12 protein-coding genes, 1 tRNA gene and 1 pseudogene are annotated in these 15,043 nt (G+C 63.3%); 11 read left to right on the forward strand and 3 right to left on the reverse strand.

Annotation, left to right across the window (positions count from 1 at the left end; genetic code table 11):
* The 7 genes from IVA78_RS02475 to IVA78_RS02505 all read left to right on the forward strand — a co-directional run bounded on the left by IVA78_RS02475 (nucleotide 1) and on the right by IVA78_RS02505 (nucleotide 7,154).
* Nucleotides 1-984 carry an ABC transporter ATP-binding protein gene (locus IVA78_RS02475; RefSeq protein ID WP_247281122.1) on the forward strand — a complete coding sequence of 328 codons (984 nt, stop codon included), beginning with the start codon at nucleotides 1-3 and terminating at the stop codon, nucleotides 982-984.
* Entirely contained in the window at nucleotides 981-1,967 is a 987-nt protein-coding gene (locus IVA78_RS02480) for an ABC transporter ATP-binding protein (protein WP_247281121.1), read from the forward strand. The genes IVA78_RS02475 and IVA78_RS02480 overlap by 4 nt, the downstream gene beginning before the upstream one ends.
* Nucleotides 1,967-2,896 (forward strand): ABC transporter permease, encoded by a 930-nt coding sequence (locus tag IVA78_RS02485; RefSeq protein ID WP_247281120.1) that lies wholly within the window; start codon nucleotides 1,967-1,969, stop codon nucleotides 2,894-2,896. The genes IVA78_RS02480 and IVA78_RS02485 overlap by 1 nt, the downstream gene beginning before the upstream one ends.
* Entirely contained in the window at nucleotides 2,893-3,816 is a 924-nt protein-coding gene (locus IVA78_RS02490; RefSeq protein WP_247281119.1) for an ABC transporter permease, read from the forward strand. Before IVA78_RS02485 ends, IVA78_RS02490 begins: the two co-directional genes overlap by 4 nt.
* Nucleotides 3,817-4,030: 214 nt before the next feature.
* A complete protein-coding gene (gene ilvD, locus IVA78_RS02495) occupies nucleotides 4,031-5,881 on the forward strand; it encodes a dihydroxy-acid dehydratase (protein WP_247281118.1) in 1,851 nt (616 codons plus the stop codon).
* A 386-nt stretch (nucleotides 5,882-6,267) separates the two neighbouring features.
* A complete protein-coding gene (locus IVA78_RS02500) occupies nucleotides 6,268-6,585 on the forward strand; it encodes a hypothetical protein (protein ID WP_247281117.1) in 318 nt (105 codons plus the stop codon).
* A gap of 245 nt (nucleotides 6,586-6,830) precedes the next feature.
* On the forward strand, nucleotides 6,831-7,154 hold the full coding sequence (locus tag IVA78_RS02505; protein WP_247281134.1) for a hypothetical protein: 324 nt from the start codon (nucleotides 6,831-6,833) through the stop codon (nucleotides 7,152-7,154).
* A gap of 730 nt (nucleotides 7,155-7,884) precedes the next feature.
* Here the strand turns inward: IVA78_RS02505 and IVA78_RS02510 are convergent.
* Nucleotides 7,885-8,118: a hypothetical protein gene (locus IVA78_RS02510; protein ID WP_247281116.1), complete on the reverse strand. Its 234-nt coding sequence runs from the start codon at nucleotides 8,116-8,118 to the stop codon at nucleotides 7,885-7,887.
* 489 nt (nucleotides 8,119-8,607) lie between these two features.
* On the opposite strand from IVA78_RS02510, the gene IVA78_RS02515 reads away from it, so the two are divergent.
* A tRNA-Ser gene (locus IVA78_RS02515) sits at nucleotides 8,608-8,697 on the forward strand.
* A 685-nt stretch (nucleotides 8,698-9,382) separates the two neighbouring features.
* On the opposite strand, the pseudogene IVA78_RS02520 reads toward IVA78_RS02515, so the two are convergent.
* Nucleotides 9,383-11,057 (reverse strand): annotated as a pseudogene (locus tag IVA78_RS02520) (PHP domain-containing protein).
* An 18-nt stretch (nucleotides 11,058-11,075) separates the two neighbouring features.
* Nucleotides 11,076-11,282 carry a hypothetical protein gene (locus tag IVA78_RS34510; protein WP_346015557.1) on the reverse strand — a complete coding sequence of 69 codons (207 nt, stop codon included), beginning with the start codon at nucleotides 11,280-11,282 and terminating at the stop codon, nucleotides 11,076-11,078.
* Nucleotides 11,283-11,681: 399 nt separating this feature from the next.
* On the opposite strand from IVA78_RS34510, the gene IVA78_RS02525 reads away from it, so the two are divergent.
* The 3 genes from IVA78_RS02525 to IVA78_RS02535 all read left to right on the forward strand — a co-directional run bounded on the left by IVA78_RS02525 (nucleotide 11,682) and on the right by IVA78_RS02535 (nucleotide 14,884).
* Nucleotides 11,682-11,978, forward strand: coding sequence for a hypothetical protein (locus IVA78_RS02525; protein WP_247281114.1), 297 nt, complete (start codon nucleotides 11,682-11,684; stop codon nucleotides 11,976-11,978).
* A gap of 84 nt (nucleotides 11,979-12,062) precedes the next feature.
* A complete protein-coding gene (locus tag IVA78_RS02530) occupies nucleotides 12,063-14,210 on the forward strand; it encodes a VTT domain-containing protein (RefSeq protein WP_247449075.1) in 2,148 nt (715 codons plus the stop codon).
* Nucleotides 14,210-14,884 (forward strand): endonuclease/exonuclease/phosphatase family protein, encoded by a 675-nt coding sequence (locus IVA78_RS02535; protein ID WP_247281112.1) that lies wholly within the window; start codon nucleotides 14,210-14,212, stop codon nucleotides 14,882-14,884. The genes IVA78_RS02530 and IVA78_RS02535 overlap by 1 nt, the downstream gene beginning before the upstream one ends.
* The last annotated feature ends 159 nt before the right edge of the window (nucleotides 14,885-15,043 follow it).

Here is a 15,043-nt window from a genome sequence, read left to right on the forward strand (position 1 = left end):
GTGGCGCCGCTGGTCAGCATCCGGAACTTGCGCGTCACCTTCAACGGCGTGCAGGTGCTGCGCGGCGTCGACGTCAGCTTGCAGAAGGGCGAGGCCCTCGGGCTCGTCGGTGAGTCCGGATCGGGCAAGTCGGTGACCTGGCTTGCCGCCCTGGGCCTGCTGCCGCGCCATGCCAAGGTCTCGGGCTCGGTACTGCTGGACGACCGCGAGATCCTCGGCGCGCCCGCGGCCGACCTCGACCATGTCAGGGGCGGGCGGGTCGCGATGATCTTCCAGGATCCGGCGAGCGCGTTGAACCCCGTGCTGACCATCCGCAGGCAGCTCTGCGAAGCGCTGGCGTTGCATCGCGATCTCTCGGGCGACGCGGTGAAGGCGGAAGCGCGGCGGCTGCTCGATCTCGTCGGGATTCCCGACGCAGGCCGGCGGCTGTCCGCCTATCCGCACGAATTCTCCGGCGGCCAGGTCCAGCGCATCATGATCGCAATGGCGCTCGCCGGAAATCCCGACCTGCTGGTCGCGGACGAGCCGACTACCGCGCTCGATGCCACCATTCAGGCCCAGATCCTGGAGCTGCTCTCCTCGGTCCGTCGCGAGATGGGCATGGCCATGGTCCTGATCAGCCACGATCTCGGGGTCGTCGCCGAGAACTGCGATCGTGTCGCCGTGATGTATGCCGGCCGCATCGTCGAGGAGGCACCCAGCAACCAGCTCTTCGCCGATCCCGTGCACCCTTACGCGCAAGGCCTGATCGGTGCGCTGCCGCCGCTCGATGGAGCGCGCCGGCGCCTGACGGCCATTCCCGGCACCGTGCCCGATCCCGCGCGGATGCCTGAGGGTTGCGCCTTCGCGCCACGCTGCACGCTGGCGAGTGAAGCTTGCGGACTTGTCGCGCCGAGCCTGGCCCCGATCGCGCATGACCGCAACGTCGCCTGCATCCGCGCCGAGGCTTCGCGCCGGGCGCTGCTCGGGATCGCCGCCGAATGAGCGCGCCGTTCGTCCAGGTGTCCGCGATTTCGCGCAGCTACGCGATGCGCTCCGGAATGTTCGGCCGCAGCACCGTCGTTCACGCTGTCGACGGCGTGTCGCTGAGCATTCCCAAGGGCGAGACGCTGGGCTTGGTCGGCGAGTCCGGCTCGGGCAAATCGACCACGGGCCGCATCGTGCTCGGCTTCGAGCCGTCCGACAGCGGTGAGGTGCGGTTCGATGGCAAGCCGATGGCCCCGCTGGGAACGGCTGCATGGCGCGCCCAGCGCGCACGCATGCAGATGATCTTCCAGGATCCGCTGGGCGCGCTGGACCGGCGGCTGCCAGTCGCCGCGCAAATTCGCGAGCCCCTGGACATCCACGATCTCGGCATGCCCGCCGAGCGCGAAGACCGCGTTCGCGAATTGCTGCGCGCGGTTGAGCTGACGCCGGCACATGGCGCGCGCTATCCGGGCGCGCTGTCCGGCGGCCAACGCCAGCGCATCGTGCTCGCGCGGGCGCTGGCGACCAAGCCGGATTTCCTGGTCTGCGACGAGCCGGTCAGCGCGCTCGATGTCTCGATCCAGGCGCAGGTGGTGAACCTGCTCGCCGATCTCCAGGCCGAGCTGTCGCTGACGCTGCTGTTCATCAGCCATGATCTCCGCGTCGTCAGGCAGATCAGCAATGTCGTTGCCGTGATGTATCTTGGCCGCATCGTCGAGATCGGCAGCGCCGATGATCTGTTTGCGCGGCCCGAGCATCCGTACACGCAGGCGCTGGTCTCGGCCTCGCCCGCACCGGGCCGCCGCAGCGCGGGCCGCATCGTGCTCGCTGGCGATCCGCCGAACCCGGCGGCGCGCCCTCAAGGCTGTACTTTCCATCCGCGCTGCCCGCGCGCCATCGCGCGCTGTGCAAGCGAGGTGCCGGCACTCTCAAGCATCGGCGGCAACAGGCAAGTCGCCTGCCACCTGGTCACGGGTGCCGAAACGCGGGACGCGGCGTGATGGGCCACTTTTTCGCCATCCGGCTCGGCCGCGCGGCTCTGACGATCGTCCTCGTCGTCACCTTCGCCTTCGTCGTGCTGCGTCTGTCGGGCGATCCCGCGCTGATGATTTTGGGACCGGAGGCGCCGCCGGAGGTGCTCGCAGCATTCCGCAAGGCGTGGAGTCTCGATGATCCGATCTGGGCCCAGTACTTCGATTATTTTGGCGCCATCGCCAAGGGCGAGCTTGGCCGCTCCATGCGCGACGGCCGGCCCGCGATCGAGCTGGTGCTGGAACGCATCCCGGCGACGCTGGCGCTGACCCTGCCGGCGTTCTTCTTCAAGGTCGCGCTCGGCATTCCCGCAGGGATCTACGCCGCGCTGCATCGCGGCTCGGGAATCGACCGCGCCGTGATGATGACGGCGGTCGCCGGCTTCACCGTCCCGAGCTTCGTGCTCGCGCTGGTGCTGGTGTTGGTATTCGCGGTTCAGCTCGGCTGGCTGCCATCGGGCGGCCAGGAGAGCTGGCGGCACGCGATCCTGCCCATTGCGACGCTCGGCCTCGGTGGCGCCGCGGTGCTGGCGCGCTTCACCCGCAGCGCGATGCTGGAGGTGCTGGGCCAGCCCTATATTCGCACGGCTTCCGCCAAGGGCGTGTCCTGGCGCCAGGTGGTGACGTCGCATGCGCTGCCGAACGCCGCGATCCCGACGGTCACCATTCTGGGCTTCATGGTGGGAACGCTGATCGCCGGCGCGGTCGTCGTAGAGAGCGTGTTTGCCTGGCCGGGAGTAGGGCGCCTGCTCGTGGTCGCCGTCGCCAACCGCGACCTCGCCGTGGTGCAATGCATCTTGCTGCTGGTCGCGATGACCATGGTGACGTCCAATCTGGTCGTCGACTTCCTCTACGGCTTCCTCGATCCGCGCCTGCGCGCCAAAGGGGCGCATGCATGACCGACGCGACGCTGAAGGATGCCAAAGCGTTTTCAAGCGAAGTGGATTCCGGTTCGCGCAAAAGAAACGCGTCAAAACTAGAATCTAGCCTCCGCCGCCGCATCAGCCTGGCGGCGATCCCGGTCTCGGTCGCGCTCGCGATCACCTGGATCATCGCCATGCTGCTGATCGCCGCGTTCGCCGAGAAGATCGCGCCCTACGGCTTCACCCAGCTCGACCTGCGCAATCGCCTGGCGGCTCCCGGCAATGCCGCGCATTGGCTCGGTACCGACGAGCTCGGCCGCGACGTGCTGTCGCGGCTCCTCGTCTCCATCCGCATCTCACTGCTGATCGCGTTCGGCGCCACCGCGATCTCGGCGCTGGTCGGCACCACGCTCGGCTTCCTCGCCGCGCATTTCCGCGGGGCCATCGAACAGCTCGTGCTGATGCTGACCGACTTCCAGGCCAGCATGCCCTTCCTGATCATGGCGCTCGCGGTGCTCGCCTTCTTCGGCAATTCGCTGCCGCTGCTCATCGCTCTGATGGGACTGTTCGGCTGGGAGCGCTACGCCCGCATCGCGCGGGGCCTCGCCATCTCCGCCAATGCGCAAGGGTATGCCGCCGCCGTCCGCCAGTTAGGGGCGGCGCCGTCGCGGATCTACCTCCGGCACATCCTGCCCAACATCGCCTCGACCCTGATCGTCTCGACCACGCTGGTCTTTCCCGAGGTGATCCTGATGGAATCCGGCCTGTCGTTCCTCGGCCTCGGCGTGCAGCCGCCGATGACCAGCCTCGGCAACATGGTCGGCTATGGCCGCGAATACCTGACCCGGGCGCCCTGGATCATGCTGGCGCCGGCCACCACGATCGTGGTCACGACGTTGGCCGTCTCTGTGATCGGCGACTGGTTACGCGACCGGCTCGATCCGACCTTGCAATAGGGCCTCGACTTCTCGACTCGCGGTTCTGCAGGCGGCGTTTGCACAACCTCGCGCTGGGGAACGTTCGCGAGAGGCCGCGCCGGGAGCAGGGGAGCCCTGTCCGGACCAAGTTCCCGTTGCGCGCGTTCCCCGCGTGCGCTATCCGGCCGGAAAGCTCTGAGGCGGCTTCCATTTTTCCGCCCGGCTCCAAGCCAACCCGAGGACGGAAACCGCCATGCCAGCCTATCGCTCCCGCACCACCACCCACGGCCGCAACATGGCGGGCGCCCGCGGCCTCTGGCGCGCGACGGGCATGAAGGATGCCGATTTCGGCAAGCCGATCATCGCCGTCGTCAACTCCTTCACCCAATTCGTGCCCGGCCACGTCCATCTGAAGGACCTCGGCCAGCTCGTGGCCCGCGAGATCGAGCAGGCCGGCGGCGTCGCCAAGGAGTTCAACACCATCGCGGTCGATGACGGCATCGCCATGGGTCATGACGGCATGCTCTACAGCCTGCCGTCGCGCGAATTGATCGCCGACAGCGTCGAGTACATGGCCAACGCGCATTGCGCCGACGGTCTCGTCTGCATCTCCAATTGCGACAAGATCACGCCCGGCATGCTGATGGCCGCGCTGCGGCTCAACATCCCCGCCGTGTTCGTCTCGGGCGGACCGATGGAGGCCGGCAAGGTCAAGCTTCAGGGCAAGACCAAAGCCGTCGACCTCATTGATGCCATGGTGGCCGCGGCCGATTCCAAGGTCAGCGATGAGGACGTCAAGGTGATCGAGCGCTCGGCGTGCCCGACCTGCGGCTCCTGCTCGGGCATGTTCACCGCCAATTCCATGAACTGCCTGACCGAGGCGCTTGGCCTCGCGCTGCCCGGCAACGGTTCGGTGGTCGCAACCCACGCCGACCGCAGGCGCCTGTTCGTCGAAGCCGGCCACACCATCGTCGACCTCGTCCGCCGCTATTACGAGCAGGACGATGCCAGCGTGCTGCCGCGCAACATCGCCAACTCTAGGGCGTTCGAGAACGCCATGACTCTCGACATCGCGATGGGCGGCTCGACCAACACCGTGCTGCATCTGCTCGCCGCTGCCCATGAAGGGCAGGTCGAGTTTACCATGCGCGACATCGACCGGCTCTCGCGTCGTGTGCCCGTGCTGTGCAAGGTCGCACCATCCGTCGCCGACGTGCATGTCGAGGACGTGCACCGCGCCGGCGGCATCATGGGCATTCTCGGCGAGCTCGACCGCGCCGGGCTGATCGACACCTCGGTCTCGACCGTGCACGCCCCGACCATGAACGATGCGTTGGAGCGCTGGGACATCAAGCGCAGCAAGAGCGAGGCGGTGCGCACCTTCTATCGGGCCTCGCCCGGCGGCATCCCGACCCAGGTCGCCTTCAGCCAGGAGCGCCGCTACGACGAGCTCGATGCCGACCGCGAGAAGGGCGTCGTGCGCGACCTCGAGCACGCTTTCAGCAAGGACGGCGGCCTCGCCGTGCTTTACGGCAATCTCGCGCAGGACGGCTGTATCGTGAAGACCGCCGGCGTCGACGCCTCGATCCTGAAATTCTCCGGCCCCGCGCGCGTGTTCGAAAGCCAGGACGCAGCGGTGGAGGGCATCCTGGGCGGTAAGGTCGTCGCGGGTGACGTCGTCGTCGTGCGCTATGAGGGCCCGCGCGGCGGCCCCGGCATGCAGGAGATGCTCTATCCGACCAGCTATCTGAAATCGATGGGCCTCGGCAAAGCCTGCGCGCTCGTCACCGACGGCCGCTTCTCCGGCGGCTCGTCCGGCCTGTCGATCGGCCATCTGTCGCCGGAAGCGGCCGAAGGCGGCAATATCGGTCTCGTGCGCGACGGCGATCGTATCGCCATCGACATCCCCAACCGCAGCATCAGCCTGGAGGTCTCCGACGAGGAGCTGGCCAAGCGCCGCGCCGCGGAGGAGGCGAAGGGCGATGCCGCCTGGCAGCCGCAGAACCGCAAGCGCAATGTCTCGACCGCGCTGCAGGCTTACGCCGCGCTCACCACCAGCGCCGCGCGCGGCGCCGTGCGCGAGGTGAAGCGGCGTTCGAGATAGCGCCTGATCGACGCGCCACAGGCTGGGCGGATTCTTCCGGAATGACCCGCGGTCTCCGCGCGAGCGGGCGGGCGCACTGTTGCAGGACAGAGCCGGGACAAGCGGTCGCAAAAGAAACGGCCCCGCCTCCTGGGGTGTGGGCTTTTGGGGGTGGAGGCGGGAGCCGTTTTGCGAAGTGGGCGCCCAACGTGCGGGCTCGCCCGCCAGGCCCCTGTGAATTTAGTGTCTTTGCGCCCATTTTGCCATTTAATTTTTATTTATTTGTACTTTGTTTGTGATTTAATCGCGCCATCCTAAGAAAATAGCCGAAATCCATTTTTCCGAATCCGGCCGGGCGGACGCCGTATCCTCCGCAACGGTCCGGATTGCCAGTAGCGGGGTAAGCCATGAGTCACTCTCCATCGCTCGTGCCGCACATTGCGACAGACCGGGACGTCTATCTCGTGCTCGATGATTTCGGCCGGCGGCTGGGCCGCGCCTGGTGTGAGACGGCTGAGGAGGACGCCAATCGGGCGACCCTGCTCAGGAATCTCGTCGAGGGGCAATATCTCCATCCGGTACGTGTCGTGGCTTTCAATACCGCGGAAGGATGGTCGCGAGATGCCACGGCAGAAGTCGCAGACGAACTGCGCCGCCGCTTTGTCGAATTCGAGGAGACCGATCCCTCGCTGCTGGAGTTTTTGGAAAGAGCAGCGAGGCGGTGAAGCTCGAGCGGAGGCGGATGAACGCCAAACGCACGTCGCGTGTTGATGCGCGTGGTCAATGAGTTCTTACCTGTCGGCTGCGACTGGCTGTTCGCATTAAGGATGCCCCGACGAAGTTCGGCAGCCCAGGATTTTGCGTCGTATACTGCTAGCGACCTTCGCAAATCCATTTCGGGCAACTGGGGCACCACGCAATGTCTCGTACTCTCGCCGTCGTTTTCTCTACCGCCGTCGCCGCGATTTCCATGATGGGCGCAGCCTCCGCCGGCTGCTACAATTGCTATGCGCCGCCGCCGTGCACGACCTGCTACCAGCAGCAATACGTCGCGCCGCAATACCGCGCTGTCGACGAAACCGTGATGGTGTCTCCCGGTTCTGTGGTCGCGCATCGCACGCCGGCGCAGTACCGCACCGTAATGGTGCCGCAGACCGTGATGGTGGCGCCGCCCAGCGTCCAGTACGAGCGCATCCCCCCGCAATATGCCACGCGCCAGCGCGTCGAGATGGTGTCGCCGGGCTATTCGTATTACGCGCCCGTGCAGATGGGCTGCGCGTCCTGCGGGTACTGAGCTGACGCAATGAAGACAGTCTCGCGCGGCGCTCCTTGCGGGGCGCCGCTTTCTTTTGCGCATCAGCAAGCGAGGCCCGGATATGGAGACGAATCCAACCGGACCTCGCAACCGGCAACGCCCTGGGAGATGTCGCCGGTATCTGGGATTGCCGAGACGTCGGCGCGTGGCGGCGCCGAACCTGCCGCCAAGCTAGAGGAACAGGCTGACACTCGCCTGACAAAGGGCGGGGCTGAAGAGGTTGAGGCGAGAGTGCGAACTTCGCGTTGCCTTGCGCGGTCGACGCGTTAAGCGACACCCGTTCCAGGCTTGGAAGGGTGGCCGAGTAGTTTAAGGCACCGGTCTTGAAATTTACTCTGAAAATGGTCGGTAGGAATTAAGCTCCTAGGAGCGGCGATCTCGTCATGGGAAAAGGGTCCGCTCGGGAAGCTTTCGGGCCCCATACGACCAACCGGGCCCCTGCGACCGGCCGCGCTGGGGGACCATTGAGCGGCCGCCGACCGAGGCGGCGCTCTTCAGCAAGTGAAGAAGAAACCAGCGCAGCCATGCCGAACGCTAGGGGCGCCTAGAGACCACAGGGCAATAGCAGTCTGTGCTTCGGCCTGGAAAATGAACGCTGATCGCTAGGCACGTTCCTAGGCCAGCCGAGTTGGCCTTGCTTCGCTCACTCATCATTTTTGCTCGCTTCGTCCGCTCTCACGTTGCGAGCCGGGAATCTCGACAATGGTGCTCAGTTCCTCTCCAGGCGCGTCCGGAAGCTCACAACTCTGTCCATGTCGCTGGAAGCTGATTGCCTACCTTGTTGCTTCACCACCTGCTCGAGTTCAAGAGCTTCTATTGCAAGCTCATCTGCCAAGCGTCCGAAGAGTTCGCGCTTTTGCGGATCGCTTGCCCGCCTGCTCATAAGGGCCAAATCCGCGGCATCGGCGCGGAGTTTGTCCAATCTTTTTTTGAGGTCCGCCATTATCGGCATGTCCTAAACCCACCTCGTCTCGGGTGGGGGTACAAGTCAACGGCGGAATATTCTATTGGTTCTTCGTTAACCGTTCATTAGGCTGACAGGCGTCGTGAAGACCCCGCGAGGGTGAACCGGCGGGCCAGGATCCGAGTCGCGAATCCTCTGCCGGGATTTCGGACCAAAGCGGAGTCACATCAGCGGCTTAGCCTGCGATTTCCCTGGCGGTCGGCGCGATGCCGGGCCCACCGGTGGAGCACCCACGGTGCGCCGATCAGACGCATTCGGTTAGCAACAGCCACGTCAGCCATATGCTGGCCGAATATTCATCCCAAGATCGTGCAGGAGCGGCTAGGCCATTCCTCAAATCGCGATCACGATGGAGAACCATCTGATGCCGAACATGCAGGGCGAAGCGGCCGCGGCTGTTGACGTTGCCATGCGAGCCGCCATAAACAAGCGAACCGAAGCGACGAAAAGCTAAACAATTTCCAGTCTGGAAGGGTGGCCGAGTGGTTTAAGGCACCGGTCTTGAAAACCGGCGTGCCCGCAAGGGTACCGTGGGTTCGAATCCCACCCCTTCCGCCACAATCCAATAAAATCAACCGCTTAGATGCGGTTCGTTACCGCGCTCAGCTGAGCTCGACATTGAGGGCGCAATCGCGGATGAGTTGAAGCGACACGAAATCTTGTCGGACTCGCTGCGCCGCTCGAGATCGGTAGCAACTCCAGGCGGGGGGGGCCTGGTGTGCCTTAGCTGTGTTGCGCGGACGATTGATCATCCCAGAGCAGTTCACCGCACCGGCATTGATACACCCGGATGAAGCGGGCTGCCTTCATGTCCCATAGCTTCTCCGCCAGACTGAGCGGTTCGCGGCATTTGGGGCAGCGGAACAGGGTTCGGCTCGGGGGCGTGGCTGGAGGCATGGGCACGTCTCATTTTTCAGAAGACGCGAAAGCTCGGCAAGCGTTCCTGAGCATGATCCGGAAAAGTGTGAAGCGGTTTTCGGCAAAGATCAGGCTCAAACACAACGTCAAGCGCGATGACGATTATTGCCAATCGCATTGCGCTTTAGCTCCGGTGGAGGCCGTTGCAAAATAGGAACGCTTGCGGCCCACGTACTTTGATCCGCATGCGCTTAGGCGCATCAGGCTATCTAACCGTAGCCCGAGCGGCCCCAGCCCTGGGTCCTTGATCCAGGCCTGGGGTCGTTCTTTCTCGCGCAAACGGCTGCGCCTGGACCGGCGAGCCTTCGTTGAAGGACCAGGTGTCTCAAGCTGCACGTGCAAACGAGCGACGCCTGTGGCGCAGGTATCGCTCGATATCGGCGAGCGGCATTGCGTTCAGCACCCGCTCTGCGGGGACGCCGCCTTTTCGCGCCATCTCGACGCCCCAATGCATGTGATCGAGCTCGGCGATCGAGTGCGCGTCCGGATTGATGCTCAACATGCAGCCATATTCGAGCGCAGCCTGATGCCAGCGCCAGTCCAGATCGAGCCGCCAGGGATGAGCGTTGATCTCGATTGCGACGTCGTGCTTGGCGCAGGCGCGCAGCACCTTCTCGACATCGATCTCGTAGCCTGGACGGCGCTGAAGCTGGCGGCCGGTCATGTGGCCGACGATGGTGGTGTAGGGATTGGCGACAGCCCGCAGCAGGCGTTCGGTCTGTGCCTTCCGATCCAGCCTGAAACGCCCGTGGATGCTGGCGACCACGAAATCGAAGCCGTCGAGCACCTCGTCCGGATAGTCCAGCGATCCGTCCGCCAGGATGTCGGACTCAATGCCCCTCAGGATCCGAAAGTCCTTGCCAAACTTTCTATTGAGCCGCTCGGCCTGCCGATGCTGCTCCTTGATCTGCTCGAGCGAGAGACCCCCGGCGTAGTGCGCCGACTGCGAGTGGTCGGCGACACCGAAATATTCGAAGCCGCGCTTCAGCGTGGCCTTGGCCATGCTCTCGAGCGTCTCAGTCCCATCCGAGGCGTCGAGTGTGGCAGTGCAGGATGCCGCGCAGGTCCTGGTCGGTGACGAGCCTCGGCAGCTTTTTCTTCAGCGCCCGCTCGATCTCGCCGCGGCCCTCGCGCAGTTCGGGCGCGATGAAGGGAAGGCCGAGCGCCCGGTAGATGTCTTCCTCGGTCTCTGCGACAACGCTCCGCCCCTTGTGCAGCCCGTCCGGCTCGAGGCGCATTCCTTTCTTGTCCGCGAGCGCCCGAAGCTGATCCAGATGAACAGGTGAGCCTGTCGCGTGGAGCAGGGCGGCGCCAAAATGCTTGCGATCGGCGAGGTGGACTTGCAGCCCGCCTGATTCGATGACGCTGCCGCTCCCGGCGGCCTCGGCGACGATCGCGAAGTCGGCGACGAGTTCGCAACCGCGCCTGAAGTCGCCGGCGATCGTGAGCCGTCTGAGCTCGGGCCGCGCTTTCCGCAGCGAGTCCGTTGCATGCTCGAGCAGGGCCGCGGCGCGATGCAGGTGCAGGCGACCCTTGCCGCTTTTGGCGATCGCAAGGTTCTCCACGATCTTGGTCTGCAGCGCGGCCCCAAGCCCCTTGGCCTTCTTGATGCGGTCTTGCTCGGCTGCCGTTTCCAATTCGGACAGGGAGGTGATCCCGAGATCCTTGTAGAGCTTGAGCACCTTCTCAGGCCTTAAGCCCGGCACCGTCAGCAGTTCCAGGACCCCCGCGGGAATTTCCTTGCGCAGCTTCTCAAGGCTCGGATGAGTCCCCGTGCGATACAGCTTGGTGATAATGTCCGCGATGGCTTCGCCGACCCCGGGAATCTCGGTGAGGCGGTCTTCCTCGATCAGCACGTGGAGCGGGACGACGAGCGCGGCAAGATTATCGGCGGCGTTGGCATACGCCTTCGCACGATAGGGGTTGCCTCCACGCAGCGCCGTTCGCTGCGCGTATTCCCTCAGGAGTTCAGTCACCCTTGGGGTGTCAGCGACCGCCACTCACCTCGCTCCAGGCCTTCAATCGATTGACCTCTCAAGCTTTTGGGCTGCCCGGAAGTCGTCCAGATGCTGCAGGTTTGGCCCGTACGCGGCCTCCTTGGTGAGCAGGTGGTAGATCCGGGCTACCATGATTTGGAGATGCTTCATTCGCCCGCGGGGCATCGTCCGGGCCTTGCAAAGGGCTCGAACCGCGTGCGCTCGGAAATAGTCAAAAGCGTCGGACATCGTGGATTCAACGTCTCGCTCAAAGATTGGTTCTTATCCGTCGCTTCTAGAAGCACCAGTCCCATCGCCGTCTGTAGATGGGAGCCGCTCGACAATCAGGACGAACGAGAGCGCATCCGGAACGCTGTCGAACTTGAAAAATTAGCCTGGCAGGAAGCTTCACAGCGGGCCAGGCATGTTCTTCTTTTTCTCGAACCGGCTCGGGTGTCTCGGCTCGTTGCTGATCTCCGGCTTGATCACTCTCGCGCTCCTCTTCCTGCTCGGGATAGTCCGGTTCTGAACCCCCGGCGCGTGGTCCAGATTCACCCTCCACGCATTTGAGATGCAGGTCGCCAGCATCTGGAACTTGGCCAGTGCTGGCCTGTTGTACGCACTCTCGTCCACCTACGGAGAGATGTCTTGGAAAGCACAATCATCGGAGAATTCGACACTCGCCGCAGCGCCGAGCTTGCCATTGAGCACGTCGTCCAGGAATGCGGCGTATCCCGAAGCGACGTCTTCGTCCAACCGGCCGGCGGCGCGAACACGGCGGGGACACATCCGGCCGGTGCTGACGTCAAATCCGCGCCCGCGCCGGAAGGTCACCAGAAGTTGGAAGGTCTGATCGAGGTCTCCGTGGATTTCCACGGCGATGCCCCTGAAAAGATCGCAGACGTCTTGAGGGGCGCCGGCGCAAAGACTGTCCGAACCAAATAACGCAAGTGCGCTTGTGCCGCGTAAGCTCTGTGGTTCGGCATTCTCACACCGAAGCGTAGCCCGTCTCCGAGGACGCGGAACCCGTTGAGCATTCACAGCGTTTTAGACACGAACGCGACTTGCGAGGTCCACCTGCTTCAGAGTTCATCGACCCTGATCCCCGGCAATACCGTCTGGCGGCGGTGCGAAGCGCGCCGCGTCGCGGTTCTGAATGATGCTGCCGCTTATTTCGCGGCCCTGCGGGATGCGCTGCTGGAGGCGCAAGACCAAGTTTATGTGATCGGATGGGATATCCATAGTGAGACCAGGCTGGTCGGAGCTTCCGGACGAGCGGATGATGGTCTGCCGGAACAGCTTGGCCCATTCCTCCGCGCGCTCGTTCAACGCCGTCCCGCCCTGTGGATTAATATTCTGATCTGGGACTTCGTCTCGTTTTACGCGTCCGAAAGGGAATGGAATTCCGCGGCAAAATTCACCGCCGGAACATGTGGCCGCGTCCGATTTCATCTGGATTCCACACTTCCGTTTGGTTCCGCCCAACACCAGAAGATCGTCTGTGTCGACGGTTCATTGGCGTTCGTTGGCGGGCTCGACCTGACGATCAGGCGCTGGGACACGAGCGACCATCGCGCCGATCACGCGTTGCGCTGCGACCCTGCGGGTAAGCCATACCCACCGTTTCATGATGTTCAATGCATGGTCGACGGGCATGCTGCGGCATGGCTAGCCGACCTCGCGGAGGAACGCTGGCGTGCGGCAGGTCAACAGGTTCATCCTCGGCGCGCGCTGAAGAGCATTCGGTGGCCGGCGAATGTGCCGGTTGAGGCGGAGCACGTGCCGGTGGGTATCGCCAGGACAGAGATCGTGTGTCCTGCAGGTTCGAGGATCAAGGAGGTCGAGCGCTCACTGGTTGCAGCGATCCGGTCAGCGACGAGCTTCGTTTACATCGAAAACCAGTTTACCAGCGCTATCAAGATAGCGCGGGAATTGGCCGAGCAGATGCTTCGCGCGCCTTCGCTTCGGGTTCTCGTTGTCACTCCCAAACTGCATTCGTCCTGGGTAGAATCCCAAGCCATGCAAAACGGCCGTGGTGCCTTCATCGACTGCTTCAATGAGGCCGGAGTGGCAGATCGTATCCGCTTCGTCTACCCGGTCTCACCCAGCGGGGATACCGAAGCTGCCGTGATGGTGCACAGCAAGCTCATGACCGTCGACGATCGGATCTTGAGAATCGGCTCGGCTAACCTGAACAATCGGTCGATGGGTGCCGATAGTGAGTGTGACCTTATTTTTGAAGCTGCATCCGACGAGCATAGAAACTTCATCGCTTCGGTCCGCCGTCGCCTGATTGCCCATTTCTGCGATCTCGACGAACAGACCATAACGCGAAATGAGGATCGTCTTTTTGCGCTCCTGGACGACGTGTCGAGAGCTGATGGGGCGAAGGCGCTGCGGGAAGTGGAGTCCTCGGTTCTGACCAGTACTCTGGCCACAATGGTTCAGCCGGTGGCCGACCCTGAGCGGCCTCTCCATCTCGAGCGGGCGGCATCTCGCATGTGGAGCACGAAGACTCTAATAGGGATCGTATCGATAGCCGTGGCGCTTTTTGGATTGGCGATGGCTTGGTCGTACACGTCTTTGAGCGATTTCGCCGACGCGGGTCGTATTTCAACGTTCCTGTCTGCCTACTCGCAGTCTATCTGGGGGCCGCCATTCGCGATCGCAGCTTTCGTCGTCGGCGGGCTGGTCGTGTTTCCGGTTCTCGTACTCATTGCAGCAACTGCTGCCGCGCTTGGGCCCTGGCTAGGGTTCATTACCGCAATGGCCGGCGTCTTGCTCAGCGCCCTCGTGCTTTTTGCGCTCGGGCGGGCACTCGGACGACAGCGACTCCAGCGTTTACTCGGACGACGTGCAGCGCGCATCCAGGAACGCGTCTTAGGCAAGGGTATTCTGGCTGTCGTCGTCATCCGGATGATTCCGATAGCACCGTTCTCGGTGGTGAATGTCGTGGCTGGTGCGAGCACGCTGCCTCTCCGCGACTTCATGGTTGGAACTCTGCTGGGCATGATGCCCGGTATTCTCGCCATGGCAGTTCTGGGGGCTCAAATCGCAGATTTGGCCAGGGATGCTTCCTGGAGCAACATATTGCTATTGGTCTTGGCGTTTTTGAGCTGGCTCGGAATCTGCGTAGGCGCACAATTCGTCGCGACCTGGCTCGCCGGGAGGCGCTGATGGCGGCGATGCGTTTCATGACATGGAATGTGCATGGCACGTTCAATCTCAATACGAAGTTCGATTTGGAGGGTGTTTGCTCGATCGTTCGCCGGTGGGCCCCCGATGTCGTCGCGCTTCAGGAGGTGGATTCGCGATCGCGGTCAGACAATCCATTCGCGAAGTTGGCAAGTGTTGTCGGCGATCACCGCGTTCACGCCAAGTCGATCGTCACCGAGGATGGCGACTACGGTCAGATGCTCCTAAGCCGCTTTCCATTCTCCGGGGTGCCCGAGATCGTCGACGTGTCGTATCGGGAGCGGGAGCCCCGTAGGGCGATTGCCACGGGACTGCTGACACCTGTCGGCCATGTGCGCGTGGTGGCTACTCATCTCGGCTTGAGTATCCATGAGCGGTATGCGCAAGCTCAGGCCCTGGTCAGCCTTGTGAAGCCCGGAAAGACCGTCGTTCTCGGCGACTTCAATGACTGGTTTTGGGTCAAATCGGTGCGGCGTGTGCTCGCGCAGGTTTGCCCAAACCGGACACGCTTGCGGACTTTCCCGGCGCGCTTGCCCGTTCTACGCCTTGATAGAATCTATGCGACGCCCGACGCCCGGTTCGGGAAAGTGTGGACCGACCGGGAGGCAGGAGCCTATTCAGACCATTTGCCGGTGATTGCAGAAATAGAGATCTGAATATTTTCCCGAGGGAAGATGATCTTCTCGCTCGCCGCTTTCCCCAAAGCGCGATGAGATTAGCACTACTTTGGCAGATTGTCGGATTCCTCTGAATTTTTAGGATTCCCGAATCGATTTTTCAATGATTCATGGGTGGTCGGCTCTTGGAGGGCTGAC

The organism is Bradyrhizobium sp. 137 (genome assembly GCF_023074095.1).
In the GTDB taxonomy this organism is placed as follows: domain Bacteria; phylum Pseudomonadota; class Alphaproteobacteria; order Rhizobiales; family Xanthobacteraceae; genus Bradyrhizobium.

Bases quoted from the DNA above. Each gene is read 5' to 3' on its own strand.
- IVA78_RS34510 (WP_346015557.1), bottom strand. From the start codon at position 11,282: ATGTCCGACGCTTTTGACTATTTCCGAGCGCACGCGGTTCGAGCCCTT.
- IVA78_RS02480 (WP_247281121.1), top strand. From the start codon at position 981: ATGAGCGCGCCGTTCGTCCAGGTGTCCGCGATTTCGCGCAGCTACGCG.
- IVA78_RS02510 (WP_247281116.1), bottom strand. From the start codon at position 8,118: ATGGCGGACCTCAAAAAAAGATTGGACAAACTCCGCGCCGATGCCGCG.
- IVA78_RS02500 (WP_247281117.1), top strand. From the start codon at position 6,268: ATGAGTCACTCTCCATCGCTCGTGCCGCACATTGCGACAGACCGGGAC.
- IVA78_RS02490 (WP_247281119.1), top strand. From the start codon at position 2,893: ATGACCGACGCGACGCTGAAGGATGCCAAAGCGTTTTCAAGCGAAGTG.
- ilvD (WP_247281118.1), top strand. From the start codon at position 4,031: ATGCCAGCCTATCGCTCCCGCACCACCACCCACGGCCGCAACATGGCG.
- IVA78_RS02485 (WP_247281120.1), top strand. From the start codon at position 1,967: ATGGGCCACTTTTTCGCCATCCGGCTCGGCCGCGCGGCTCTGACGATC.
- IVA78_RS02535 (WP_247281112.1), top strand. From the start codon at position 14,210: ATGGCGGCGATGCGTTTCATGACATGGAATGTGCATGGCACGTTCAAT.
- IVA78_RS02505 (WP_247281134.1), top strand. From the start codon at position 6,831: ATGATGGGCGCAGCCTCCGCCGGCTGCTACAATTGCTATGCGCCGCCG.